Origin of the sequence: Methylobacterium sp. DB0501 (assembly GCF_011043735.1) — a bacterium.
Classification (GTDB): Bacteria; Pseudomonadota; Alphaproteobacteria; order Rhizobiales; family Beijerinckiaceae; genus Methylobacterium; species Methylobacterium alsaeris.
In genome coordinates this window covers 22339-44196 of the sequence record NZ_JAAKGV010000001.1, presented here as the reverse complement: position 1 = coordinate 44196, position 21858 = coordinate 22339, and the positions used below count along the sequence as shown (strand labels likewise).

Sequence of the window (21858 nt, the reverse complement as noted above, 5' to 3'; positions counted from 1 at the left end):
CAGCCTTGTGGCCGGGCGCCGCGCGGCGCCCGGCCGTGCCACTTACGCGGCGGTCTTGAACACCCGCCGGAAGATCGTATCGACGTGCTTGAGGTGGTAGCCGAGGTCGAAGCACTCGGCGATCGCCTCGGGCTTGAGCGCGGCGGTGACGTCCGCGTCGGCCTGGAGCAGGGTGAGGAAGTCGCCCTCGCCGCGCCAAACCGGCATCGCGTTGCGCTGCACCAGCCGGTAGGCATCCTCGCGCGACACGCCGGCCTGGGTCAGCGCCAGCAGCACCCGCTGCGAGTGGACGAGGCCGCCGAGCCGGTCGAGGTTGCGCTGCATCTGCTCGGGGTAGACGAGCAGCTTGTCGACCACGCCGGTGAGGCGGGCGAGCGCGAAATCGAGGGTCACGGTGGCGTCCGGGCCGATCATCCGCTCGACCGAGGAGTGTGAGATGTCGCGCTCGTGCCAGAGCGCCACGTTCTCCATCGCCGGCAGGGCGTAGGCGCGGACCATGCGGGCGAGCCCGGTCAGGTTCTCGGTCAGGACCGGGTTGCGCTTGTGCGGCATCGCCGAGGAGCCTTTCTGGCCCTCGGAGAAGTATTCCTCCGCCTCCAGCACCTCGGTGCGCTGCAGGTGGCGCACCTCGATCGCCAGCCGCTCGATCGACGAGGCGACGACGCCGAGCACCGCGAAGAACATCGCGTGCCGGTCACGCGGGATGACCTGGGTCGAGACCGGCTCGGGGGTCAGCCCCATCTTCTCGGCGACGTATTCCTCCACCCGCGGGTCGATGTTGGCGAAGGTGCCCACCGCTCCCGAGATGGCGCAGGTGGCGATCTCGGCCTTGGCGGCGACGAGGCGGGCGCGGGCGCGCTCGAACTCGGCATAGGCCTGGGCGAGCTTGAGCCCGAAGGTCACCGGCTCGGCATGGATGCCGTGCGAGCGGCCGATGGTCGGGGTGAGCTTGTGCTCGAAGGCCCGGCGCTTCAGCGCGGCGAGCAAGCCGTCGATATCGGCGATCAGCAGGTCGGCGGCGCGGGCGAGCTGCACGTTCAGGCAGGTGTCGAGCACGTCCGACGAGGTCATGCCCTGGTGGACGAAGCGCGCCTCGGGCCCGACGATCTCGGCGAGATGGGTCAGGAACGCGATCACGTCATGCTTGGTGACGCGCTCGATCTCGTCGATGCGCGCGACGTCGAACACGGCGTCGCGGCCCTTCTCCCACACCTTGGCGGCGGCCTCCTTCGGGACGACGCCGAGTTCGGCGAGCGCCGTGGTGGCGTGGGCCTCGATCTCGAACCAGATCCGGAAACGCGCTTCCGGCGACCAGATCGCCGTCATCTCGGGCCGGCTGTAGCGGGGGATCATCGTCGGGGCTCCTGCGCGATAAGGCGGGGTTGGGATGCCGCGACGGCTATGGGATGCGGGGCGAGAAGGCAAGGAAGGGGAGGCGGACGTCGCGCCGAAGCCCCCAGGCCAGCCCGCCGGCGGCGTCGGCCCACTCCGGCGGAAACGACACGGAGGGTGCCGGTTCGACCGGGTCAAGGCACGAAGGCGCGGAGCACCGGTTCCGCTTCGACGGTGACGGCTCTCTCCAAGCCCGCAGGCGGGTCGGTGCCGGGACACGGCCCGCTCAGAACCGCATCGTCAGCCCGCCATTCACCGCGTAGCCGTCCCCGCCCGTCCGGGCGAAGGTGGTGCCGCCGGTGAGCGTCAGGCTCACCCCCGGCGTCACGTCGGCGGCAAGGCCCGCCTCGATGAGGCCGTAGGTGCCCCGCGCCCCGCGGCCGAGCGGGGTCAGGATCGGCAGGAGCGGGGTCGAGGTGAGCGAGGTCACCAGGGTGCGGCCGCCGTCCAGGAATTCGTGCTCCGCGGTGACGTTGACGAAGGCCCGCACCGGCAGGCCGACCACGTCGAAGGGCGCGGCGCGCAGCTGGACGCCGGCGCGGCCGACGAGCGACTCGAGGCCGGTGGCGCCGACCGACTGCGTCAGTACCGGGTCGCCCCGCTCGGTATAGGCGCCGACCCGGGTGGTGGCGTAGGTGAGGCCGACGATCGGCCCCAGCCGCACCGGTCCGAAGGTGTCGAACAGGTAGCCGGCCTTCGCCGCCACCGCGACGCTGTCGCCGCCGGTGGCGCCGTTGAGCGGGTCGATCACGCCCGGGCGGGTCACCGCGTAATCGTGGCGGCCGTAGGCCAGCACCGCGTCGCCGAACAGGTTCGGGCCGGTGAACGAGCCGTAGGCGGCAAAGCCGTAGCTGTCGATGTCGATCGAGCCGGCGCCGCCCCGGAGGTTGGCGTGCGGGTTGGCGTAGTTGAAGGCGAAGCCGAAGCGCACGCCCGGCATCGGCGTCGCCTCGAGGCCGATCGTGCCGCTCGGGCTGTCGTAATCGTAGCCGGTGGCGAAGCCGCGGGTCGCCCGGCTGCCGCCGGCATAACCTCCTTGCCCCCACACGATCAGCGGGCTCGCCGGGGCGCCGAGGGGTGCGACGCCGGTGGTGCCGAGCGTGCCCGTCGCCGCGCCCGGGACGGGGGCGAAGAGCCGGTAGGCGTCGAGGCGCTGGAGCAGGGCGCCGGCGAAGCTGGTGGTGCCGATCTGGCCGAGCTCGGCCTGGGCGGCGATGCCGTTCGGGCCCGCGACGGCATTCGCCATGTAGCGCGACAGGAGGAGGTAGCCGCCCTCGGTCAGGTGGACGCCGTCGAGGGAGAGGAAGGTGTTCTGCACCGCCTTCGGCGCCGTGATGCAGGCGACGACGAGGGCGCACGGAGCGGTGGCGTTGGCGAAGCCGAAGCGGCCCGGCTCGGCGATGATGCGCTGGAAGATCTGGCCGTTGTCGAGGAGGAAGATCCGGGTGCCGGCGGCGGCGTACGGCGCGAGGCCGGCCTGGAGGCCGTCGAAGTAGGAGCGCGCGAACAGGTCGCCGGCGGCGGCGTTGCCGGAGGCGGCGACCCGCGGCAGGCCGTTCAGGGTGGTGAAGCCGTTGAACACGATCGTCTGCGCACCGGCGCCGACGAGCCGGCCGACGCTGCCGACGGCGTTCGCCGCCGAGGCCTGGCCGAGGCGCGGCGCCTGGGCCGGGGTGAGGCCGGCGAGCGTCGCCCCGATGCCGTCATTGCCGCCGATATTGATGGCGACGAGATTGCCGGGCCCGAGGCGCTGGCCGCTCGCCAGGAAGGCCGCCACCTCCTGGGTCAGGCCCGGCAGCAGGGCCGAGCCGACATTGCCGGTGCCGGTCTGGGCGCCGCCGACGGCGTAGTTCACGACCGCGGCATCGGGCAGGCCGTAGAGCGCCTGCAGCCCGTCGACGAAATTGGCGCCGTTGGAGTAGCGGCCGTCCAGGTAGGGAAAGCCGAGGGGGCGGCCGGTGAGGCGCACGACGTTGCCGGTATCGGCGTAGCTGTCGCCGAAGACCGTGAGCCCGGTCACGCCTTGCGCAGCGGCACCTTGCATGCCCGCCAGCATCGTGCCGGCGAGGCAGGCCGCGGCGAATCCCGCCCGGCGCCCGAATCCCGTTCCCATCCGCCGTCTCCCCCCAAGCGCCTGCGGCTTCGGTGCGCCGCTTGTGCGTCACGATGGGGCAGATCGGGGGCGGGGCGGTCAAGGTTCGACCGTCCCGGTTACAGGTGAGAAAAAGCAGGGGGCCTGCCCTGTGGCCGCGCGGCGACAGTCGCGCCCGGTCTTCAGGCCTTGTCCACCCGTCATACGATATCCGACTGATTGCTCGGCGATTGCTGCGCCATCGCAATGCAGATTGCGGCTTCGCCCGGACGCCGCGCGGGCTGATGGTACCATTCCCGGAAGTCATCGTCCGGGAATGGGATCAGGCCTCCTCGATCCGGGCCCAGCCGTTCGGCATCAGACGTTCCTGGGGGGTGAACTTGGCCTTGTACTGCATCTTGCGCGAGCCCTCGACCCAGTAACCCAGGTAGAGGTAGGGCAGGCCGAGGCTGCGGGCGCGCTCGATGTGGTCGAGGATCATGAAGGTGCCGAGCGACCGGTCGGCCTCCACCGGGTCGTAGAACGAGTAGACCATCGACAGGCCGTCGGAGAGCACGTCGGTCAGGCAGACCGCGACCGGTGCGCCGGTGCCGCGGCCGTTGATCGCGGTGTCGGGCCCGCGCCGGCGGTAGACCACCAGATGGGTCTCGACGTGGCTGTCCTCGACCATCATCGCGTAGTCGAGCACCGTCATGTCGACCATGCCGCCATCGCCGTGGCGGGCGTCGAGGTAGCGGCGAAACAGCGCGTACTGCTCCGAGGCCGGGCGGTTGGCCTGGGCCTGGCCGACGAGGTCGCGGTTGCGCTTCAAGACCCGGCGCTGGCTGTCGCTGGGCGAAAAGTCGCCCACCACCACCCGCACCGAGATGCAGGCGCGGCAGGTCTCGCAGGCCGGCCGGTAGGCGATGGTCTGCGAGCGGCGGAAGCCCCCCTGGGTCAGGATCTCGTTGAGGTCCCGGGCGCGCCGGCCGACGAGGTGGGTGAAGACCTTCCGCTCCTGCTGGCCCGGCAGGTAGGGGCAGGGCGAGGGCGCCGTGAGGTAGAACTGCGGTGCATCCCGCGGATGGCTGGTCACGCTTCGTCGTGCTCGCAGGCAGGGGCCGGCGCGGGGCGCCGGGTGGGACAGGATAGCACCGGCGCGGCCCGCCTCAAGGGCCAGAGCGGCGACGGCGCGAATTCCTGAGGTCTTAAGCGCGGCAGGCCGCCGAAAGTTGCAGGCTCACGCGTCGCGCACCACCGCGAGGTCGATGACGAGGTCGTGACCCATCCGCCGGTCGGACCGCACCACGCCGATGCCGATGTCGAGCAGCCAGAGCAGGAAGGTCGAGAGCGCGAAGTAGAACAGCAGCGCGTGCACCCCGGCGGTGATCCAGTCGACCGGACCGCCGGTGGTCGCCCGCACCGCCCGCAGGCCCAGCATCCGCATGCCGAGCGTACTCTGGCGCGGCCCGCCGACCGTGATCGCGCTGTAGATGATGCCGCTCGCCGGCAGGATCGCGTAGAGCACCCAGGCCACCCCGAAGGTGATGACCCCGAGGAACGAGATCGCCAGCCACAAGAGGCAGCTGAAGCCGAAGATGAACACGATGTCGAGCAGGTAGGCCATGAAGCGCCGGCTCAGCGAGCCATGCGCCACCAGCACCGGCGGCCCGGCCCAGCCCGGTGCCGGTGCGTAGCCCTGCTGGTAGGGGTTGCCGGGGGAGGGACCGCCATAGGGCCCGCCTTGCCAGGAATTCGCCATCGTCCTCGTCTCCGCCGCCTCAGCCAGCCGATAAGGTGGGCGCGGCGGTGGGCCGTCTCAAGGGCACAGGGCGCACCTTGGGCACAGAGCGCGCCTCGGGTACCGGGCGCGCCTTGCGCGATCTCGCGCCCGCGTCATCCCGTGCCCGCCAGGAGATCCGGTCCGTCCGGTGTCGCTGCGCACATTGCCGTACAGTTGACGGGATTAAAACCAAAAATACTTGATGTGCGTGGGCGCACATCAATCAATATCAATATATTCAACGATCATTCCATCGAAATGGCAGGTTCCGTCGCACGGAAATCTCGCCGTAGATCGAGGATGGATCTCATGACACTGCGTCGTCTCACTCCGCTCGCCGCCGCCGCCCTGGCGCTGCCCCTGCTCGCGGCGGGGGCCGCCCGCGCCGATGGCGGCGGCGGCGGGCGCATGCCGGCCGGCGGCGGGCACATGAGCAGCTACGTCAGCGACCCCTACCACGACCCGCGCTCCGCCTACTCGCAGCGGCGTGGCACCGGGCAGCTGCTCGGCGCGCCCATGACGGCCGATCCGGGCACGCGGCTCCTGCCGCGCGGGGCCGGGGTGCCGGCCTGGGCGATGCAGCCGGGGCATCGCTGAGGAAGGGGCGCCCGCGGGGAGAGGCCGGGGCTCGTGCCTGTCCCCGTTGCGTCGGCAGCAAAGTCATGCTCCGTCTTGCGTCGCCACCGCACCCGACCTTCTAAGTAATTTTAAAATTGGATTTTTTGATCTCTCCGCTCGCTCAAGCACTAAATTGTGCGAGTGGAGGTCTATCGATAAGCAGAGTCAAAAATCTCAGAAAATCGTCGCGTCGCGAGCGCCGCCGACGACATCGAGGGAGGAAGGCATGGACATGCCGCATGGGACGGCCCGGCGACGGGACCGCCGGATGGGCGCGAGCATCGGTCCGCTGCGAACGGGTGATCGTCGGGAGGGCGGCAGGCGCGGCCCACGGCGGCGCACCCTCGCGGCGGCTTTCCTCGCCTCCGGGGCGTTCCTCGCCGGCTCCGGCGCGGCTCTCGCCGGCTCCGCCGCCCAGCCCGGGCAATCGGTCGGCCTTCCGGTCGGCGCGCAGATTCCGCACGGCCTCTATCTCATCACCGCGTCGAATTTCGGCGTCCGCGACACCGCTTCCGGCGCGCTGCCCCTCAACGTCAACACCATGACGCTTGCCTGGGCGACCCCGTGGGATCTGCTCGGCGGGCGGGTGCAGCTCTTCGCCGGCATCCCGTACTCGGCGATCGGTCCGCAGGACCGTGCCTGGCAGAGCGGTGTCGGCCAGCCGCTGCTCGCCGGCCAGCTCGCCTGGGATCTCGGCGGCGATGTCGGCTTCAGCTACCTGCTCGGCGGCTATTTCCCGAGCCGGACCGGCATCACCACGCAGGCCCCGTCGCTGACCCACCGCTTCGCGCTCAGCTACGTCGGCAACGACTGGAACCTGACCGGCCACCTGTTCTACGGCCACTTCCTCGGCGACCGGCCGCCGGCCGGGGTGGCGACCTATCCCGACTACATGAACCTCGACCTGACCGCGACGAAGAAATTCGGCAAGTGGCAGGTCGGGGCGGTGGCCTTCGCCTCGACCGACCTGCCGACCGGCGTCGCGGGCACCCGCTCCCAGGGGCAGATCGCGGTCGGGGGGCTCGTCGGGTACAATTTCGGGCCGGTGAACCTCCAGGCCTTCGTCACCCGCGACGTGATCGACCGCAATTACGGCGGCCGCGATACCCGGGCCTGGCTCAGGGCCGTGATCCCGCTCTACCAGGACAAGCAGGAGGCGGCGCCCGGCCGCACCCTGGTGACGCGCGAGCAGTCGCGCTGAGCCGCCGGCGACGGGGTCAGCCCCCCGTCGCCGCCGTGCCGACCGACCCGATCCGCCGCGGCTCCAGCCCTTCCCGGCGCAGGGTGTCGAGAATCTCGGCGGTGTGGCCGGGGCCGCGGGTCTCGATCGTCACGTCGATCGAGACGCTTTTGGCCGGTACGTCGAGGTGCAGGCGGCCATGCGAGACCTCCAGGATATTGGCCCCGAGCTCGCCGAGGCGCCCGGCGACCCGGCCGAGCACGCCGGGCCGGTCGCTCGCGGTCATCCGGAACGAGATGATGCGGTCCTCGCGCTCCAGTTCGCGCACCATCACGGAGGCCAGCAGCCGCGCGTCGATGTTGCCGCCGCAGAGCACCAGGCCCACCGTGCGGCCGGAAAAGAGATCGGGCCGGGCGAGCAGGGCCGCGAGGCCGGCCGCACCCGCGCCTTCCGCGAGGCTGCGCTGGAGCGTGGCGTAATCGTGCACCGCCCGCTCGATCTGCGGCTCGTCGACGAGGACGATCTCGCGCACCATGTCGCGGATGATCGGCAGGGTCAGGCGCCCGACGGTCTTGACGGCGATGCCCTCGGCGAGCGTTGGCCCGCCGATCGGCCGGTCCTGGCCGTCGATGGCGTTGAGGAAGGAGGGATAGAGCGCGGCCTCGACGCCGTAGAGCCCGACCCGCGGCCTTAGGCTCGCCGCCATCGCGATGCCGCTCATCAGCCCGCCGCCGCCGATCGGCACCACCAGGCAGTCGAGGTCGGGGGCGTCCTCCAGCATTTCCAGCGCGATGGTGCCCTGTCCGGCCATCACCAGGGGATCGTCGTAGGGGTGGACCAGGACGAAGCCGTGCGCCGCGACGAGCCGGTCGACGCAAGCCGCCGATTCGACCAGGGTCTCGCCCTCCAGGACCACCGTGGCACCGTGGGCGCGGGTGTTTTCGACCTTCACCAGCGGCGTCGTCGCCGGCATCACGATGGTGGCCGGGATGCCGAGACGGTGGGCGTGGTAGGCCACGGCTTGCGCGTGGTTGCCGGCCGACATCGCCACCACGCCGCGGCGGCGCTCGGGTGCCGTCAGGGCGTTCAGGCGGTTGACCGCGCCGCGCTCCTTGAACGCGCCGGTCGCCTGCATGTTCTCGTGCTTGACCAGAACCCGCGCCCCGGTGAGTTCGGAGAGGCGCGGCGCCGGCACCAGCGGCGTGCGCAGCACGTGGCCGCGGATGGTGTGCGAGGCCCGGACCACGTCGTCCGGGGTGATGGCGTAGGGCTGGCTCACGCGTGGGCTCTCCGGGGCTCGCGGCACCATAGAGCCCGCCCCGTCCCGCGTCAGCCCGGTCCCGGTTCGGCCAGCGCCGCGTCCGGCGTGTCGAGGTAATAGTGCTTGAGCAGGTAGAGCGCCGCGCCGCCGACCGGGCCGCGGTCGCTGGTGAGGCCCGACAGGTCGGTGCGGCTCATCCCTGAGAATTCGCACACCGCGTAGCGCGGCAACGGGGCGCGGCCGTCGCGCTCCTGCGAGAAGTCGATGCGGATGCTGCGCTCCTGCGGTCCCTGCGCGGTGCGCAGGACCGTGATGCGGGCGCCTGCCGGCACCAGGGTCGGCAGGGCGCGCCGGCAGATGCGCGCCTGCTCGGGATCCGGTGTGCCGGAGCAGGCGCCGAGGCTCGCCAGGGCCGCGAGGGCCGCGAGCCTCACCCTCGATCCCGGGCTCAACCTTGCCGCAGCCGCTCGGCGACCCGCGGGGCGAAGTAGGTGAAGATGCCGTCGGCGCCGGCGCGCTTGAAGGCGGCCAGGCTCTCCAGCATGGCGCGCTCGCCGTCGAGCCAGCCGTTCTGGGCGGCGGCCGCGATCATCGCGTACTCGCCCGAGACCTGGTAGGCGAAGGTCGGGACCGAGAAGGTCTCCTTCACCCGGCGGATCACGTCGAGATAGGGCATCCCGGGCTTCACCATCACCGAATCGGCGCCCTCGTCGAGGTCGAGGGCGACCTCGCGCAGGGCCTCGTCGGTGTTGCCGGCATCCATCTGGTAGGTGCGCTTGTCGCCGACCAGCGTGGCGCTGGTGCCGATCGCGTCGCGGAACGGGCCGTAGAAGGCGCTGGCGTACTTCGCCGCGTAGGTCATGATCTGCACGTCGCGGAAACCCGCCCGGTCCAGCCCGGCCCGGATCGCGCCCACCCGTCCGTCCATCATGTCGGAGGGGGCGATCACGTCGGTGCCGGCCTCGGCCTGGATCAGGCTCTGCTCGACGAGGAGCGCCACCGTCTCGTCGTTGACGATGACCCCGTCCTCCAGGAGCCCGTCATGGCCGTGGCTGGTATAGGGGTCGAGGGCGACGTCGGTGATGATGCCGATCTCCGGCACCGCCTTCTTCACCGCCTTGACGGCGCGGCAGACCAGGTTGTCGCGGTTGAGCGCCTCGGAGCCGGTGGCGTCGCGCAGGCGAGGCTCGACGAAGGGGAAGAACGAGATCGCCGGGATGCGCAAGGAAGCGGCCCGCTCGGCCGCCCGCACCACCTCGTCGACCGAGAGGCGCTCGACCCCCGGCATCGAGGCGACCGGCTCGCGGCGCCCTTCGCCCTCGATCAGGAAGATCGGCCAGATCAGGTCGTCGACGGTGAGCGTCGTCTCGCGCACCAGCCGGCGCGACCACTCGGCCTTGCGGTTGCGCCGCGGCCGCTGGGTGAGGCCTAGGGAGGCCGGCTCGGTCCGGGCGGCTTCCCGGGCAAGCGGCCGGGGCATCGGCTGGATCTGCGACATCCGGGATCGGGCCTCCTGGCGGCCCGCTCCGCGCCGGGCTCGCGTCTCGTCGAATTCGTCCAATCCGCAGGTAGCACGTTCCGGCCGGCGCCAGAACCCGGGACTCGATGCATGGCAGGGCCGCGGCGCCTGGCAGGGCCGCGGCGCCCGGCTGGGCCGCAGCGTTCGGAAGGCCGCGACGAGCCGAACCGCCCCGCGCCGTTGACGCGGGCGGCCCGGCCCGGTTAACCGCCCTTAACCTTGGAGGGACGGCACGATGGGCGAGATGGCGGACGGCGCGGTCCTGCGCGAGCGGCAGTCTGCTGCCGGGATCATCACCCTCAACCGGCCGAAGGCGCTCAACGCCCTCAACCTCGAGATGGTGCGCGCCCTGCGCCGGGCCCTCGACGACTGGGCGGCGGATCCGGCGGTGACCCGGGTGGTGGTGCAGGGCGCCGGCGAGCGCGCCTTCTGCGCCGGCGGCGACATCCGCCGCATCCACGAGGAGGGGAGGGCGGGGCGATACGCGGAAGCCGAGACCTTCTTTCGCGAGGAGTACGAGCTCAACGCGCTGATCCGGCGCTACCCGAAGCCCTACATCGCGCTGATCGACGGCATCGTGATGGGCGGCGGCGTCGGCGTGTCGCTGCACGGCTCGCACCGGGTCGCGGCGGAGCGCACCACCTTCGCGATGCCTGAGACCGGGATCGGCTTCTTCCCCGATGTCGGCGCCACCTACGCCCTGCCGCGCCTGCCCGGCTTCGTCGGCACCTATCTCGCGCTCACCGGCGAGCGGATCGGCCAGGGCGACGTCCTCGCCTTCGGGCTGGCCACCCACGCGGCCCCCGCCGCGCGCTTTCCCGCGATCCGCGACGCGCTCAGCGAGGGCGGACCGGTCGAGGCGGCGATCGGCCCGCAGACGACAGGCACCTCCGAGACCCCGGCCCCCGGTCCGCGCCATGCCGAGCGGCCCTTGATCGAGGCCTGCTTCTCGGCCGACAGCGTACCCGAGGTGCTGGCGCGCCTCGATGCCGACGGCTCCGACTTCGCGAAAACGACCGCCGCGACGATCCGCACCCGCTCGCCCACGAGCCTCGCCCTGGCGCTCGCCCAGATGCGCCGGGGCGCGTCGCTGTCCTTCCCGGAGGCGATGCGGCTCGAATACCGCATCCTGTGCCGGATCCTGCGCGGGCACGACTTCTACGAGGGCGTGCGCTCGGTGCTGATCGACCGCGACGGGACGCCCGACTGGCAGCCCGCTACCCTGGAGGCGGTGAAGCCCGACGACGTCGAGGCCCATTTCGCGCCGATGGCCGGCGAGCCGAGCTTCACCTGACCATGCGCTCGCTCAGCAAGGTCCGGGGCGGCCCCCGGCGGGCCGGCCCCGACGAGGCGGCCGACCGCATCGAGCGCCGGGCCCCGCGGCCCGAGACGCGCTGGGACGTGGTGCTGGTCTGGCTGATGCGGGTCGTCGCCGTGGTCTGGATGGTCAAGGGCCTGAGCGCCTGGGCCGAGATCCTCGGCGCCCGCCCCAACGCCGCGCCGTTCGAGACCGCGCCGATCGGCCGGCAGGCGGTGATCGTCTATTTCGGCGTCATCAACCTCCTGGCGGCGGTAGGCCTGTGGCTCGCCACCGCCTGGGGCGGGGTGGTCTGGCTGCTCGCCGCCACCTCGGCGATCGTGCTCGCGCTGCTGACGCCGCAGCTCCTGCCGATGTCGATCCCGAGCCTCGCGTTCGACGGCATGATCATCCTGGTCTACTTCACCGTGTCCTGGCTGGCCTCGCGCGAACTACGCTGATCCTCAACCTTTCTCGAAAGTGAACGATCAGGTTCATCTTCGGTTTACCGACAGAGGTAAATCGAGAATTTATCCTGTCGTTTAAACTCACATTCACGGGGCCCACCTAATTTGAACTCATAAGCGGAGCGGGACACACCGCCGAGCACCCCCGTACAGAGTGAGGCGTTCCGATGAAGACCCAGGCGACGAAGGTGGCGCAGACGATCTCCGCTCCCGAGACCGAGACCGCCGTGCGCCCCCACTACCTCGAGGCCCTGCACCTGGTCGAGCGCCTGCACCGCCGGCTCCTCGACGTGATCAAGGACGAGTTCGAGCGCCGCGGCCGCGAGGACGTCAACAGCGTCCAGGCGCTGCTGCTCTACAACATCGGCGACAAGGAGCTGACCGCGAGCGAGCTGCGCACCCGCGGCTACTACCTGGGCTCCAACGTCTCGTACAACGTCAAGAAGCTGGTCGAGACCGGTTACCTGCACCACGCCCGCTCGAAGACCGACCGCCGTTCGGTTCGCATCAGCCTCACCGACAAGGGCCGCGAGGTCCACGAGATCGTCCGCGGGCTCTACGACAAGCACGCCAAGACGATCCAGCCGATCGGCGGCATCTCCGAGGACGATTTCGGCCGGCTCAACCTGGCGCTCGCCCGCCTCGAGCGCTTCTGGACCGACCAGATCCGCTACCGGCTCTGATGGGCGGACGCGCTGCTTGAGCGGCGTCGTGGACGGAGTGCAGATCCACCGCTCATTCCGGGCTCCGTTGCGCGGCCCCGGAATGAGCGGTGGGGACCAGCTCCGGCGGAGGTCCGTTCGGCCGGCCCCGATCGGGGTTGCCCCGACTCCCGGCGCGGCCGGGTGCCGCATTCGTGCAGAGTACCGATGTCGAGGAATTCAGGCTTGATCTTTCCTGATCGTTGACGGTTTCGACGATTCCAGGAATCATGCCCATCATAACTGCCCGATCCGATTGCCACCGAAGTCGCGCGTCCGGTATGATTACGTCAATACGTACGTAATTCTCATGGGCGGCCGATGACAATCGATCGATCGAAGAAAGTTGCCTTGATCACCGGCGTGACGGGGCAGGACGGGGCCTACCTGTCGGAGATCCTGCTGCAGAAGGGCTACGTCGTTCACGGCATCAAGCGCCGCTCGTCGTCGTTCAACACCGGGCGGATCGAGCACCTGTACCAGGATCCGCACGTCCTCGATCAGCGCTTCGTGCTCCATTACGGCGACATGACCGATTCGACGAACCTGATCCGGGTGATCCAGCAGGTCCAGCCGGACGAGATCTACAATCTCGCGGCGCAGAGCCACGTCCAGGTCAGCTTCGAGACGCCGGAATACACCGCCAATGCCGACGGGCTCGGCACGCTGCGGATCCTGGAGGCGATCCGTATCCTCGGTCTCACCGCGAAGACGCGCTTCTACCAGGCCTCGACCTCGGAGCTGTACGGCCTCGTCCAGCAGGTGCCGCAGAGCGAGACGACGCCGTTCTATCCCCGCAGCCCCTACGCGGCGGCCAAGCTCTACGCCTACTGGATCGTGGTGAACTACCGCGAGGCCTACGGCATGCACGCCTCGAACGGCATCCTGTTCAACCACGAGAGCCCGCTGCGGGGCGAGACCTTCGTGACCCGCAAGATCACCCGCGCGGTGGCGGCGATCCGGCACGGGCTCCAGGACACGCTCTATCTCGGCAACCTCGACGCCCGCCGCGACTGGGGCCATGCCCGCGAATATGCCCGCGGCATGTGGATGATGCTGCAGCAGGACACGCCGGACGACTACGTGCTGGCGACCGGCGAGACGACCCTAGTGCGCGACTTCGTCACCGCCGCCTTCGCGGAGGCCGACATCGCCCTCGACTGGTCGGGCCACGGCGTCGAGGAGCGGGCGCGGTGCGCCCGGACCGGACGGGTCCTCGTCGAGGTCGATCCGCGCTACTTCCGGCCGACCGAGGTCGACCTGCTGATCGGCGATCCGACCAAGGCGCGCGAGAAGCTCGGCTGGACCCACGACACGACATGGCGGGAACTCTGCGCCGAGATGGTGCGCCACGACCTCGCGACGGTCGCCCGGGAGCAGCGCGCCCATGCCGGGCGAAATGATGTCGAGTGAGATGATGCCGAGTGAAGCTTTGCCGCACGACGTCCTCTACCCGCTCGCGGGCAAGCGCGTCTGGGTCGCCGGTCATCGCGGCATGGTCGGGAGCGCGGTCGTGCGCCGGCTCGCGCGCGAGGGCTGCGACGTCCTCACCGCCGACCGCCGCGCCGTCGACCTGTCACGCCAGGCCGAGACCGAGGCCTGGCTGGCGCAGGCGAAGGCCCACGCGATCGTGCTCGCCGCCGCCAAGGTCGGCGGGATCCTGGCCAACGACACCTACCCGGCCGATTTCCTGTACGACAACCTGATGATCGAGGCGAACGTCGTCGAGGCGGCCCGCCGCACCGGCGTGGAGAAGCTGCTCTTCCTCGGATCGAGCTGCATCTACCCGAAATTCGCGGACCAGCCGATCGTCGAGGACGCCCTCATGACCGGCCCGCTCGAACCAACGAACGAGTGGTACGCCGTCGCCAAGATCGCCGGGATCAAGCTCGCCCAGGCCTATCGCCGCCAGCACGGCTGCGACTTCATCGCGGCGATGCCAACCAACCTCTACGGGCCGGAGGACAATTTCGACCTGACCAGCAGCCACGTCCTGCCGGCCCTGATCCGCAAGGCGCACGAGGCCAAGCTGCGGGGCGACGACGAGCTGGTGATCTGGGGCACCGGCTCGCCGCGGCGGGAATTCCTCCACGTCGACGATTGCGCCGACGCGCTGGTGTTCCTGCTCAAGACCTATTCCGGCGAGGGGCACGTCAATGTCGGGTCCGGCACCGACATCGCGATCTACGACCTCGCCGAACTCGTCGCCGAGGTCGTCGGTTTCCGCGGGCGGATCGCCCGGGACCCGAGCAAGCCGGACGGCACGCCGCGCAAGCTGATGAGCGCCGACAGGCTCCGGGACATGGGCTGGGCGCCGCGGATCCCGTTGCGGGAGGGGATCGGCGGGGTCTACGAGTGGTTCAAGGCGAATGGGATGGCGGCGGAGTGATGCGAGGTCCGCTCGATCCCTTCGCATGAAGGGTGGAGGGCAACCTCCCCTCTCTCACCCCCCGTCGCGAGACCGGGCAGGCCCGGCCTCGCCTGGAGAGGGGATCCCGCGCTTCATGGGTCTTGGAACAGGCCCGCGGAAGACCGGGGTGACGCCGCCGTCGGCGACCCGCGCCGCAACTTAGTTCAGCAGCGCCCGGCTGCGGCTGTCGCGCGCGCGCACCGAGGCCATCGGCAGGCGGAAGACGCGGCGCTGGTGCTGGTCCTCGACCCGGAAGGCGCTGCGCCTCCAGTCGCAGGCGACTTCACGATCGTCGAGCAAACCGGCCGCCAGCTTCGCTGCCACTTCCAGGGCGTCGGCGAGGCTCGGCAGCTCGACACCCTCGGGATCGAGGATCAGGCGGCGTCCCGACTGGAAGTGGAAGTAGTAGACGGTCATCGCGGGCCCGACGGTGCTTCGCCTCGGTCTATGACACAGAAACCGGACGGGGGCGAACCTCTTTGCGTTAAACCAGTAGAGCGCATGCATGTTTGGCAAGGCCGAGATCGCCGGGATCCCATTGTAATTTGAAATTATTCCTGTGGTCGAAACCGAGGACTTTGCGTTGTTTTCGAGTGCGGGTTTCGTCCCGCCAAATAAGAAAGCCGCCCGAAGGCGGCTCTCACTTTGTACCAAAGTTGTGGGGTGCGTCAGGCCCGCAGGCGGGTCCGGACCTCACCGAGGCTGCGGCGGATCAGGTCCTGGGCGGCGTCGCCGCTGACCTTCTCCCGCAGGATCGTCTCGGAGACCCGCACGGCGGCTTCCGCCGCGGCGGCCCGAACCTCGGCGGCGGCCTGCGCCTCCGCCTGGGCGATCTTGGTCTCCGCCGCCTTGGTGCGGCGGGCGACGAACTCGTTCAGGCGGGCATGGCCCTCGGCCGCGGCGGCTTCGGCCTCGGCGCGGGCGTTGGCGACGATCTCGGCGGCCTCACGCTCGGCCTCGGCGCGGCGGCGCTTGAAATCCGCCAGCAGGCCTTGGGCCTCCTCGCGCAGGCGACGGGCCTCGTCGAGCTCCTTGCGCACGCGCTCGCCGCGCTTGTCGAGCCCGCCGATGATCTGGTCGAACAGACCCATCTTCCAGGCGATGCCGCAGAACACCACGAAGGCGACCGCGACCCAGAACTCCGCATCGAACAGCATTGTCGTGATCTCCTGCGGGGCTCAGTGCACGGTCTGCGGACGCGACGCGGCCGCGCGGTCGTAGGCCGCCTCGACGGCGCCGCGGTCCGGCGCCTGGCCGGTCAGGCGCTCGACGATGGCGGTCGCGGCGTCGGCGGCGACCTCGCGCACGCTGCCCATCGCGGTGGCGGTGCGGGTGCGGATCTGGCCTTCGGCCTCGGCGAGCTTGGTCGCCAGGTCGGCCTCGAGGGACTTGCGGCGGGTCTCGGCCTCGGCCGCGAGCTGCTCGCGGGTGGTCTGGGCGATGCCCTTGGCCTTGTCCTGGGCGTCCTTCAGGGCGCGCTCGTAGGTGTCGCGGGCGCTGTCGGCCTCGGCCTTGGCGCGGGCCGCCTGATCGAGGTCGCCGGACAGGCGGGTCTGCCGGTCGTGCAGGATGCCGGCGATCTGCGGCAGCGCGATCTTCGACATCAGGTAGTAGAGCAGGCCGAAGGCGAGCGCGAGCCAGAGGATCTGCCCGACGAAGGTGCTGCTCTCGAACGGCGGGAAGCCGCCGCCATGCTCGGAGACCGGCTCGTGAATCATCCCCTCCTTCAAGGGGGCGGGTGCGTGTGGCTGCGCCATGGTGTCGTCCGGGTGTGGGGGAGACGAAGCGCTCCCTCCGAGCGCTCGGCCGGGCCGGCCGTCGCGCCGCCACGCCTCGCGGGCGGCGGCTGCACGAAGAGGTGTCGGGGGCCCTTAACGCACGCGCACCGGAGCCTCGTGTGAAGGCCCGGTGCGCGGGTGGACCACCTCGTTTCGGTAATCCTCGCCGGGATTAGACGGCGAACAGCAGCAGCAGCGCGACGAGCAGCGAGAAGATGCCGAGCGCCTCGGTCAGCGCGAAGCCGAGGAGCAGGTTGGCGCGCTGGCTGTCGGCCGCGGAGGGGTTGCGCAGGGCGCCGGCGAAGAACTGGCCGAACAGGTTGCCGAGGCCCATGGCGGCGCCCGCCATGCCGAGGCAGGCGAGGCCGGCGCCGATGTACTTCGCAGCAACGGGATCCATCGTGATGCTCCTAAGGTCGTCTAGTCGTCTGGCGGGGATATCCGGCCGCGACACGGCGAACCGGGGTGGGAAGCTCTTTGGCTGATCGCGGGCGGGGGCGGGGCCTCGGACGAGGCCCCCGGTCCCTTAGTGGCCCGGATGCAGGGCGTCGCTGAGGTAGATCGAGGTCAGCGTTGCGAAGACGTAGGCCTGCAGCACCGCGACCAGCATCTCGAGGGCCGTGACGGCGACCGAGAGGGCGAGGGGCAGGGGCGAGAGGATGCCCCAGACGCCGGCGGCGAGCAGGGCCGGGACGAAGCCCGCGAAGATCTTCAGCGCGATGTGGCCCGCCAGCATGTTGGCGAAGAGACGGACCGAGAGGCTGATCGGCCGCGAGATGAACGACACGACCTCGATCACCACGATCAGCGGCTTGAGCCAGCCGGGCACGCCGGGGGGCACGAACAGGCCGAGGAAGTGGGTGCCGTGGGCCATGAAGCCGTAGATCACCACGGTCAGGATCACCACCAGCGCCAGCATGAAGGTGACGATGATGTGGCTGGTCACCGCGAAGGCGTAGGGGATCATCCCGAACAGGTTCAGCAGCAGGATGAACATGAACAGGGAGAACACCAGCGGCACGAAGCGCTCGCTGCCGTGGCCGGCCGACTGGTGCACCGTCTGGCCGATGAACTCATAGAACACCTCGGCCAGGGACTGCGCCCGGCCCGGCACCACCGCGCGGCTCTTCGTGGCCCAGATCGTCAGGAGCGCGATGAGCCCCACGGCCAGGAACATGTACAGCGCCGACTGGGTGAAGGCGATGTTCTGGTGGCCGATATGCCCGAACGAAACCAGCGGCTTCAGCTCGAACTGGTGGATCGGATCCATCTTGACGGCCATGCCGGTCCCGCCCCCTCGTGTATCGCTGCCGCGGGTTTCTCCCGCCGCGCTGCCAATCCGTGCAGGCGGATGCACGGCATCCACCGGATGATCAAGACCCTGGCGGGCCTTTCTTCGTGTCCACGCTCGGAAAAAATCCGGAAACGCGCATCACGTTGTAAATTCCGGCCGCGAAGCCCAGGACGAGCAGGACGATCAGGCCCCAGGGCTTGGTGCCCAGGAGACGGTCGCAGCCCCAGCCGAGAAGGCCGCCCGCCAGGACGCCGGCCACGAATTCCGTGGACAGCCGCATGGCGATGCCGAGGGACGAAGGCTGGCCGCTCTGTTGACGCGACGAAGGATCGGGAGACGCCGCGGGGCGCTTCCGGTCGATCTGCATCTCGAGACGCTTGAGCCTCGCGGAGAGGTCGTCGTCGGGGGAGGAGCCCTCACCGGTGCCGTCCTTCCCCCGCGGGTCGTTGCCGTTCATGGCGAAACCTCGCGCGTGAAGGATGAGGAGATCCGGTCCGGCTAACCCCCGTCGAGCGGGCGCACCATAGTTTCGCCCACCTTGGGTGTCAAGGCACCCCGAAGCAATGGTAAGTCATTGGACTTTCGGCGGATTTCGCGCTGCACACCGGTCTGCCGTCAAACCGCCTCGGCCAGTTGCTCGGCGGTCGCGAGATCGACCGAGACGAGCTGCGACACCCCCCGCTCGGCCATGGTCACGCCGAACAGCCGGTCCATCCTGGCCATGGTGATCGGGTTGTGGGTGATGACGATGAAGCGGGTATCGGTGTCCCGCGCCATCGCCGTCAGGAGATCGCAGTAGCGCTCGACGTTGGCGTCGTCGAGGGGCGCGTCGACCTCGTCGAGGACGCAGACCGGCGACGGGTTGGTGAGGAATACCGCGAAGATCAGGGCGGTCGCCGTCAGGGCCTGCTCGCCGCCCGAGAGCAGCGTCATCGTCTGCGGCTTCTTGCCCGGCGGCCGGGCCAGGATGTCGAGGCCCGCTTCCAGGGGATCGTCCGAATCGACCAGGGTCAGCTCGGCGGTGCCGCCGCCGAACAGGGTGGTGAACAGCCGCTCGAAATGCCCGTTCACCGCCGTGAAGGCGGCCAGCAGCCGCTCGCGTCCCTCGCGGTTGAGGCTCTGGATCGCGCCGCGCAGGCGCCGGATCGCCTCGATCAGCTCGTCGCGCTCGCGCCCCAGCTCGTCGCGCCGTCCTTCCGTCTCGCGCAGCTCCTCCTCGGCCCGCAGGTTCACCGCGCCGAGCCGGTCGCGGTCGGCCCTGAGCGCCGCGGCCTTCGCCTCGATCGCCCCGGCCTCCGGCAGGGGATCGCCGGGCGCCGCGCCGGCGAGGCCGTAGAGGCCCTCCGGCGTCGTCTCGAGGCTGTCGGCGATGGCCCGGACGACCTCCGCGAGGCGCCGTTCCAGGGCCTCGTGGGCGGCCGCCGCCGCCGCGCGGGTCTCGCGGGCATTCGCGAAGGCGTCGAGGGCCTGGCGCGCCCGCGCCTCGGCCTCGGCGAGTGCCGTCTCGCCGGCTGCCAGGCGCCCGCCGGCCTTGGCGCGGGCGAGGCCCGCCGCCTCGGTCACGGCTTTCAGCCGGCGATGCTCCTCGGCGAAGGTCTCGGGCGCCTCGGCGAGTTCCGCCTGCTCCTCCTCGGCCGCCGCCAGCCGGTCCTCCAGTTCGTCGAGGATCGCGTCCGCCCGCTCGGCCCGCTCCTGCCAGCGCGCCCGGTCGGCGGCGAGCGCGCTGCTGCGGGCGGCGGCCTCCTCGGCGGCGCGGGTCAGCGCCAGGCGCGCGGCCCGGGCCTCGGCGGCGGCGAGCCTGTGCCCCTCGGCCTCGCGGCGGGCGGCGTCGAGGCGGGCGCTCAGGTCCTCGGGCTCGTCGAGGGCGGCCAGGGCCTCCTCCGCCGCCTCGGCCCGGGCCGCCGCCTCCTCGGCATCGGCGGCGATGCGATTCTGTGCCTCGGACAGGGCCGCCCGGCGGGCGGCGACCTCGGCCTCCCGGCGCTCGGCGTGGGTCAGGATCTCACGGGCGCCGTCGAGGTTGCGCCGGGCGAGGCGGGCGCCCTCGACGGCGCGCAGCTCCGCCGCCGCCGCATCCTGGGCCCTGGTCTGGAGGGCGTCGTGGGTCTCCCGCGCGGTCTCGGCCTGCTCCCGGGCGAGGGCCGCCGCCTCGTGCAGCGTGTCGAGCCGGTTGCGCTCGGACAGCCGCCGCGCCGCCGGCCGCGGCGCCTCCGCGGCGGCGTTGAGGCCGTCCCAGCGGATGAGGTCGCCGCGCTTCGTGACGAGGCGCTGGCCGGGATGCAACCGGCTGCGCACGGTGGCCGCCTGCTCCGGCGCCACCAGCCCGGCATCGACGACTCCGACCTGGCGCAGGCGGCGGGCCAGCGCCGGCGGGCCGGTGACCAGATCGGCGAGCGGCCGTGCCCCGTCCGGCAGCGCCGGATCGGTGCCGGGATCGGGGGTGAGCGCCCAGTGGGTCGGGGCCGTCGGGTCGGTCGCGGCCTCGAGGTCGTCGCCGAGGGCCGCCGCCAGGGCGGCCTCGTAGCCTGGCGTGACGGCCACCGCGTCGAGGACCGGCGGGAAGCGGGCCTCGGCGACGGGGGCCACCAGGCGGGCGAGGGTGCGGGCCTCGGTGTCGAGCCGCGCCGCCTCGCGCTCCGCCGCCGCCAGGACCGGCCGGCCCCGCGCCTCGGCGTCGCGGGCCTCCGCCACGGCGTCGCGGGCCGCCGCCGCCGCCTCCTCGGCGCCCTCGGCGGTCTCCCTGGCCTCGTCGTAGGCCTCGCGCAGGGCAGAGAGCCGCTCAGACCCGGCCTCGCCGGCGGCGCTCGCCTCGCGGGCGAGGCGGGCCTGCTCGGCGGACAGCCGCGCGGCCCGGGCGCGCTCGTCGGCGGCCGCGCGGATCAGGGCGCTGCGGCGCGCCGCGTGCTCGGCCTGGGCGCCCTGCGCGGCGGACAACGCCGCCTCGGCGTGAGCGAGGCGGGCATCGGCCGCGTCGGCCCGCGCGTCGGCCTCCAGCCGCGCCGCCGCGCCGTCATCGGTCCCGGACAGGGCCGCCGCCTCGCCGTCGAGGCGCTCCAGAGTGGTGCGGGCGTCGTCCCGGGAGGCGGTCTCGCGGGCGAGGTCGCGGCGCAGGTCGACGATCCGGCGGCCGAGGTCGCGCAGGCGCTCGGCGCTGCGGCGCTCCTGCGCCTCGAGCTGCGCCGCCGCCAGGGTCAGGCGCTGCAACTCCTCCGCAGCACTGGCCTCCGCTTCGCGCAGCCGCGGCAGGGCGGCGGCGGCCAACCCTTGCGCAGTCGCGGAGTCCACCTGCTCGGCTTGCGCGGCGGCCAGCCGGTCGAGGGCCTGGGCCAGCGCGCTTTGCGCCGCCGCGGCCTCGCGGCGGGCCTCGCTATGGCCGATCAGGAGCAGCAGCGCCTCGTGCCGGCGGATCTCGGCGGCGATCGCCCGGTAGCGCTGGGCCGAGCGGGCCTGGCGTCGCAGGGAATCGACGCCGGCGGTGATCGCCGTCAGCACGTCCTCGACGCGGGCGAGGTTGTCCTCCGCCGCGCGCAGGCGCAATTCGGCCTCGTGCCGACGGGCATGCAGGCCGCCGATGCCCGCGGCATCCTCCAGGATGCGGCGGCGCGCCTGGGGCTTGGCCGCGATCAGCTCCGCCACCTGGCCCTGGCGCACCATGGCGGGGGAGCGGGCGCCGGTCGCCGCGTCGGCGAACATCAGCTGGACGTCGCGGGCCCGGACCTCGCGGCCGTTGACCCGGTAGGTCGAGCCGGCGCCCCGGTCGATGCGGCGCGACACCTCCAGCGCGTCGGCGGCGTTGAAGGCGGCGGGCGCCGTGCGGGCGCTGTTGTCGAGCGCCAGCGTCACCTCGGCGTGGCTGCGCCCGGCCCGCCCGCCGGAGCCCGAGAAGATCACATCGTCCATGCCGGAGGCCCGCATGCTCTTGTGCGAGCTCTCCCCCATCACCCAGCGCAGGGCCTCGACGAGGTTCGACTTGCCGCAGCCGTTCGGCCCGATCACCCCGGTCAGCCCGGGCTCGATCAGGAATTCGCTCGGCTCGACGAAAGTCTTGAAGCCGACGATGCGCAGGCGCGTGAATTTCATGGGGCGG

The 21858-nt window shown here is 71.3% G+C and carries 21 protein-coding genes; 7 read left to right on the top strand and 14 right to left on the bottom strand.

Going from position 1 to position 21858, the window contains the following annotated elements:
* Window positions 1–42: 42 nt before the first annotated feature.
* From purB to G4G93_RS00195, 4 genes are all read right to left on the bottom strand, one after another.
* A complete protein-coding gene (purB, locus tag G4G93_RS00210; RefSeq protein ID WP_165080077.1) occupies window positions 43–1353 on the bottom strand; it encodes an adenylosuccinate lyase in 1311 nt (436 codons plus the stop codon).
* 265 nt (window positions 1354–1618) lie between these two features.
* A complete protein-coding gene (locus G4G93_RS00205; RefSeq protein ID WP_165080075.1) occupies window positions 1619–3505 on the bottom strand; it encodes an autotransporter domain-containing protein in 1887 nt (628 codons plus the stop codon).
* Window positions 3506–3806: 301 nt separating this feature from the next.
* Window positions 3807–4559 carry an arginyltransferase gene (locus G4G93_RS00200; RefSeq protein WP_165080073.1) on the bottom strand — a complete coding sequence of 251 codons (753 nt, stop codon included), beginning with the start codon at window positions 4557–4559 and terminating at the stop codon, window positions 3807–3809.
* A 144-nt stretch (window positions 4560–4703) separates the two neighbouring features.
* A complete protein-coding gene (locus G4G93_RS00195; protein WP_165080071.1) occupies window positions 4704–5225 on the bottom strand; it encodes an RDD family protein in 522 nt (173 codons plus the stop codon).
* Between the two features lie 330 nt (window positions 5226–5555).
* Here G4G93_RS00195 and G4G93_RS00190 point away from each other — a divergent pair, with 330 nt between their 5' ends.
* Window positions 5556–5843, top strand: a complete 288-nt coding sequence (locus G4G93_RS00190; protein WP_395410020.1) for a hypothetical protein — start codon at window positions 5556–5558, stop codon at window positions 5841–5843.
* Window positions 5844–6132: 289 nt separating this feature from the next.
* Window positions 6133–7065, top strand: a complete 933-nt coding sequence (locus G4G93_RS00185; RefSeq protein ID WP_246736460.1) for a transporter — start codon at window positions 6133–6135, stop codon at window positions 7063–7065.
* Between the two features lie 16 nt (window positions 7066–7081).
* On the opposite strand, the gene G4G93_RS00180 is transcribed toward G4G93_RS00185, so the two are convergent.
* Genes G4G93_RS00180 through hemB form a run of 3 tightly spaced genes read right to left on the bottom strand, consistent with a single transcriptional unit; the run spans window position 7082 to window position 9803 of the window.
* Window positions 7082–8323 (bottom strand): threonine ammonia-lyase, encoded by a 1242-nt coding sequence (locus G4G93_RS00180; RefSeq protein WP_165080069.1) that lies wholly within the window; start codon window positions 8321–8323, stop codon window positions 7082–7084.
* 50 nt (window positions 8324–8373) lie between these two features.
* Window positions 8374–8739 carry a hypothetical protein gene (locus tag G4G93_RS00175; protein ID WP_165080067.1) on the bottom strand — a complete coding sequence of 122 codons (366 nt, stop codon included), beginning with the start codon at window positions 8737–8739 and terminating at the stop codon, window positions 8374–8376.
* A gap of 14 nt (window positions 8740–8753) precedes the next feature.
* A complete protein-coding gene (gene hemB / locus G4G93_RS00170) occupies window positions 8754–9803 on the bottom strand; it encodes a porphobilinogen synthase (RefSeq protein ID WP_165080065.1) in 1050 nt (349 codons plus the stop codon).
* Between the two features lie 256 nt (window positions 9804–10059).
* On the opposite strand from hemB, the gene G4G93_RS00165 reads away from it, so the two are divergent.
* The 5 genes from G4G93_RS00165 (at window position 10060) to G4G93_RS00145 (ending at window position 14678) form a co-directional block, all read left to right on the top strand.
* Entirely contained in the window at window positions 10060–11118 is a 1059-nt protein-coding gene (locus tag G4G93_RS00165) for an enoyl-CoA hydratase/isomerase family protein (protein WP_165080063.1), read from the top strand.
* 2 nt (window positions 11119–11120) lie between these two features.
* Window positions 11121–11582: a DUF6163 family protein gene (locus G4G93_RS00160; protein ID WP_165080061.1), complete on the top strand. Its 462-nt coding sequence runs from the start codon at window positions 11121–11123 to the stop codon at window positions 11580–11582.
* Between the two features lie 173 nt (window positions 11583–11755).
* Window positions 11756–12271, top strand: a complete 516-nt coding sequence (ldtR, locus tag G4G93_RS00155) for a transcriptional regulator LdtR (RefSeq protein WP_048436624.1) — start codon at window positions 11756–11758, stop codon at window positions 12269–12271.
* Window positions 12272–12610: 339 nt separating this feature from the next.
* Window positions 12611–13702 carry a GDP-mannose 4,6-dehydratase gene (gene gmd, locus G4G93_RS00150; RefSeq protein ID WP_165080059.1) on the top strand — a complete coding sequence of 364 codons (1092 nt, stop codon included), beginning with the start codon at window positions 12611–12613 and terminating at the stop codon, window positions 13700–13702.
* A gap of 1 nt (window position 13703) precedes the next feature.
* A complete protein-coding gene (locus G4G93_RS00145) occupies window positions 13704–14678 on the top strand; it encodes a GDP-L-fucose synthase (protein ID WP_165080057.1) in 975 nt (324 codons plus the stop codon).
* A gap of 180 nt (window positions 14679–14858) precedes the next feature.
* Here the strand turns inward: G4G93_RS00145 and G4G93_RS00140 are convergent, their stop codons facing one another.
* The 7 genes from G4G93_RS00140 to G4G93_RS00110 form a co-directional block, all read right to left on the bottom strand.
* On the bottom strand, window positions 14859–15116 hold the full coding sequence (locus tag G4G93_RS00140; RefSeq protein ID WP_165080055.1) for a DUF6894 family protein: 258 nt from the start codon (window positions 15114–15116) through the stop codon (window positions 14859–14861).
* A gap of 251 nt (window positions 15117–15367) precedes the next feature.
* Window positions 15368–15853: an ATP F0F1 synthase subunit B gene (locus G4G93_RS00135; protein ID WP_206289447.1), complete on the bottom strand. Its 486-nt coding sequence runs from the start codon at window positions 15851–15853 to the stop codon at window positions 15368–15370.
* Between the two features lie 24 nt (window positions 15854–15877).
* Window positions 15878–16456 carry a F0F1 ATP synthase subunit B' gene (locus G4G93_RS00130; protein WP_165080051.1) on the bottom strand — a complete coding sequence of 193 codons (579 nt, stop codon included), beginning with the start codon at window positions 16454–16456 and terminating at the stop codon, window positions 15878–15880.
* 193 nt (window positions 16457–16649) lie between these two features.
* The gene (locus tag G4G93_RS00125; protein WP_048436618.1) at window positions 16650–16877 is read right to left on the bottom strand and encodes a F0F1 ATP synthase subunit C; all 228 of its coding nucleotides are present in this window, start codon (window positions 16875–16877) and stop codon (window positions 16650–16652) included.
* Between the two features lie 126 nt (window positions 16878–17003).
* Window positions 17004–17759 carry a F0F1 ATP synthase subunit A gene (locus G4G93_RS00120; RefSeq protein WP_109959015.1) on the bottom strand — a complete coding sequence of 252 codons (756 nt, stop codon included), beginning with the start codon at window positions 17757–17759 and terminating at the stop codon, window positions 17004–17006.
* A 91-nt stretch (window positions 17760–17850) separates the two neighbouring features.
* Window positions 17851–18228 carry an AtpZ/AtpI family protein gene (locus G4G93_RS00115; RefSeq protein WP_165080049.1) on the bottom strand — a complete coding sequence of 126 codons (378 nt, stop codon included), beginning with the start codon at window positions 18226–18228 and terminating at the stop codon, window positions 17851–17853.
* A gap of 158 nt (window positions 18229–18386) precedes the next feature.
* Window positions 18387–21851: a chromosome segregation SMC family protein gene (locus tag G4G93_RS00110; RefSeq protein ID WP_165080047.1), complete on the bottom strand. Its 3465-nt coding sequence runs from the start codon at window positions 21849–21851 to the stop codon at window positions 18387–18389.
* Between the last annotated feature and the right edge of the window lie 7 nt (window positions 21852–21858).

Excerpts from the sequence above, each read along its gene's own strand:
- purB (WP_165080077.1), bottom strand. The coding sequence starts at position 1,353 with ATGATCCCCCGCTACAGCCGGCCCGAGATGACGGCGATCTGGTCGCCG.
- G4G93_RS00115 (WP_165080049.1), bottom strand. The coding sequence starts at position 18,228 with ATGAACGGCAACGACCCGCGGGGGAAGGACGGCACCGGTGAGGGCTCC.
- G4G93_RS00140 (WP_165080055.1), bottom strand. The coding sequence starts at position 15,116 with ATGACCGTCTACTACTTCCACTTCCAGTCGGGACGCCGCCTGATCCTC.
- G4G93_RS00120 (WP_109959015.1), bottom strand. The coding sequence starts at position 17,759 with ATGGCCGTCAAGATGGATCCGATCCACCAGTTCGAGCTGAAGCCGCTG.
- ldtR (WP_048436624.1), top strand. The coding sequence starts at position 11,756 with ATGAAGACCCAGGCGACGAAGGTGGCGCAGACGATCTCCGCTCCCGAG.
- G4G93_RS00145 (WP_165080057.1), top strand. The coding sequence starts at position 13,704 with ATGATGCCGAGTGAAGCTTTGCCGCACGACGTCCTCTACCCGCTCGCG.
- G4G93_RS00165 (WP_165080063.1), top strand. The coding sequence starts at position 10,060 with ATGGGCGAGATGGCGGACGGCGCGGTCCTGCGCGAGCGGCAGTCTGCT.
- G4G93_RS00110 (WP_165080047.1), bottom strand. The coding sequence starts at position 21,851 with ATGAAATTCACGCGCCTGCGCATCGTCGGCTTCAAGACTTTCGTCGAG.
- G4G93_RS00160 (WP_165080061.1), top strand. The coding sequence starts at position 11,121 with ATGCGCTCGCTCAGCAAGGTCCGGGGCGGCCCCCGGCGGGCCGGCCCC.
- G4G93_RS00205 (WP_165080075.1), bottom strand. The coding sequence starts at position 3,505 with ATGGGAACGGGATTCGGGCGCCGGGCGGGATTCGCCGCGGCCTGCCTC.
- G4G93_RS00190 (WP_395410020.1), top strand. The coding sequence starts at position 5,556 with ATGACACTGCGTCGTCTCACTCCGCTCGCCGCCGCCGCCCTGGCGCTG.
- gmd (WP_165080059.1), top strand. The coding sequence starts at position 12,611 with ATGACAATCGATCGATCGAAGAAAGTTGCCTTGATCACCGGCGTGACG.
- G4G93_RS00185 (WP_246736460.1), top strand. The coding sequence starts at position 6,133 with ATGGGCGCGAGCATCGGTCCGCTGCGAACGGGTGATCGTCGGGAGGGC.
- G4G93_RS00130 (WP_165080051.1), bottom strand. The coding sequence starts at position 16,456 with ATGGCGCAGCCACACGCACCCGCCCCCTTGAAGGAGGGGATGATTCAC.
- G4G93_RS00195 (WP_165080071.1), bottom strand. The coding sequence starts at position 5,225 with ATGGCGAATTCCTGGCAAGGCGGGCCCTATGGCGGTCCCTCCCCCGGC.
- hemB (WP_165080065.1), bottom strand. The coding sequence starts at position 9,803 with ATGTCGCAGATCCAGCCGATGCCCCGGCCGCTTGCCCGGGAAGCCGCC.
- G4G93_RS00125 (WP_048436618.1), bottom strand. The coding sequence starts at position 16,877 with ATGGATCCCGTTGCTGCGAAGTACATCGGCGCCGGCCTCGCCTGCCTC.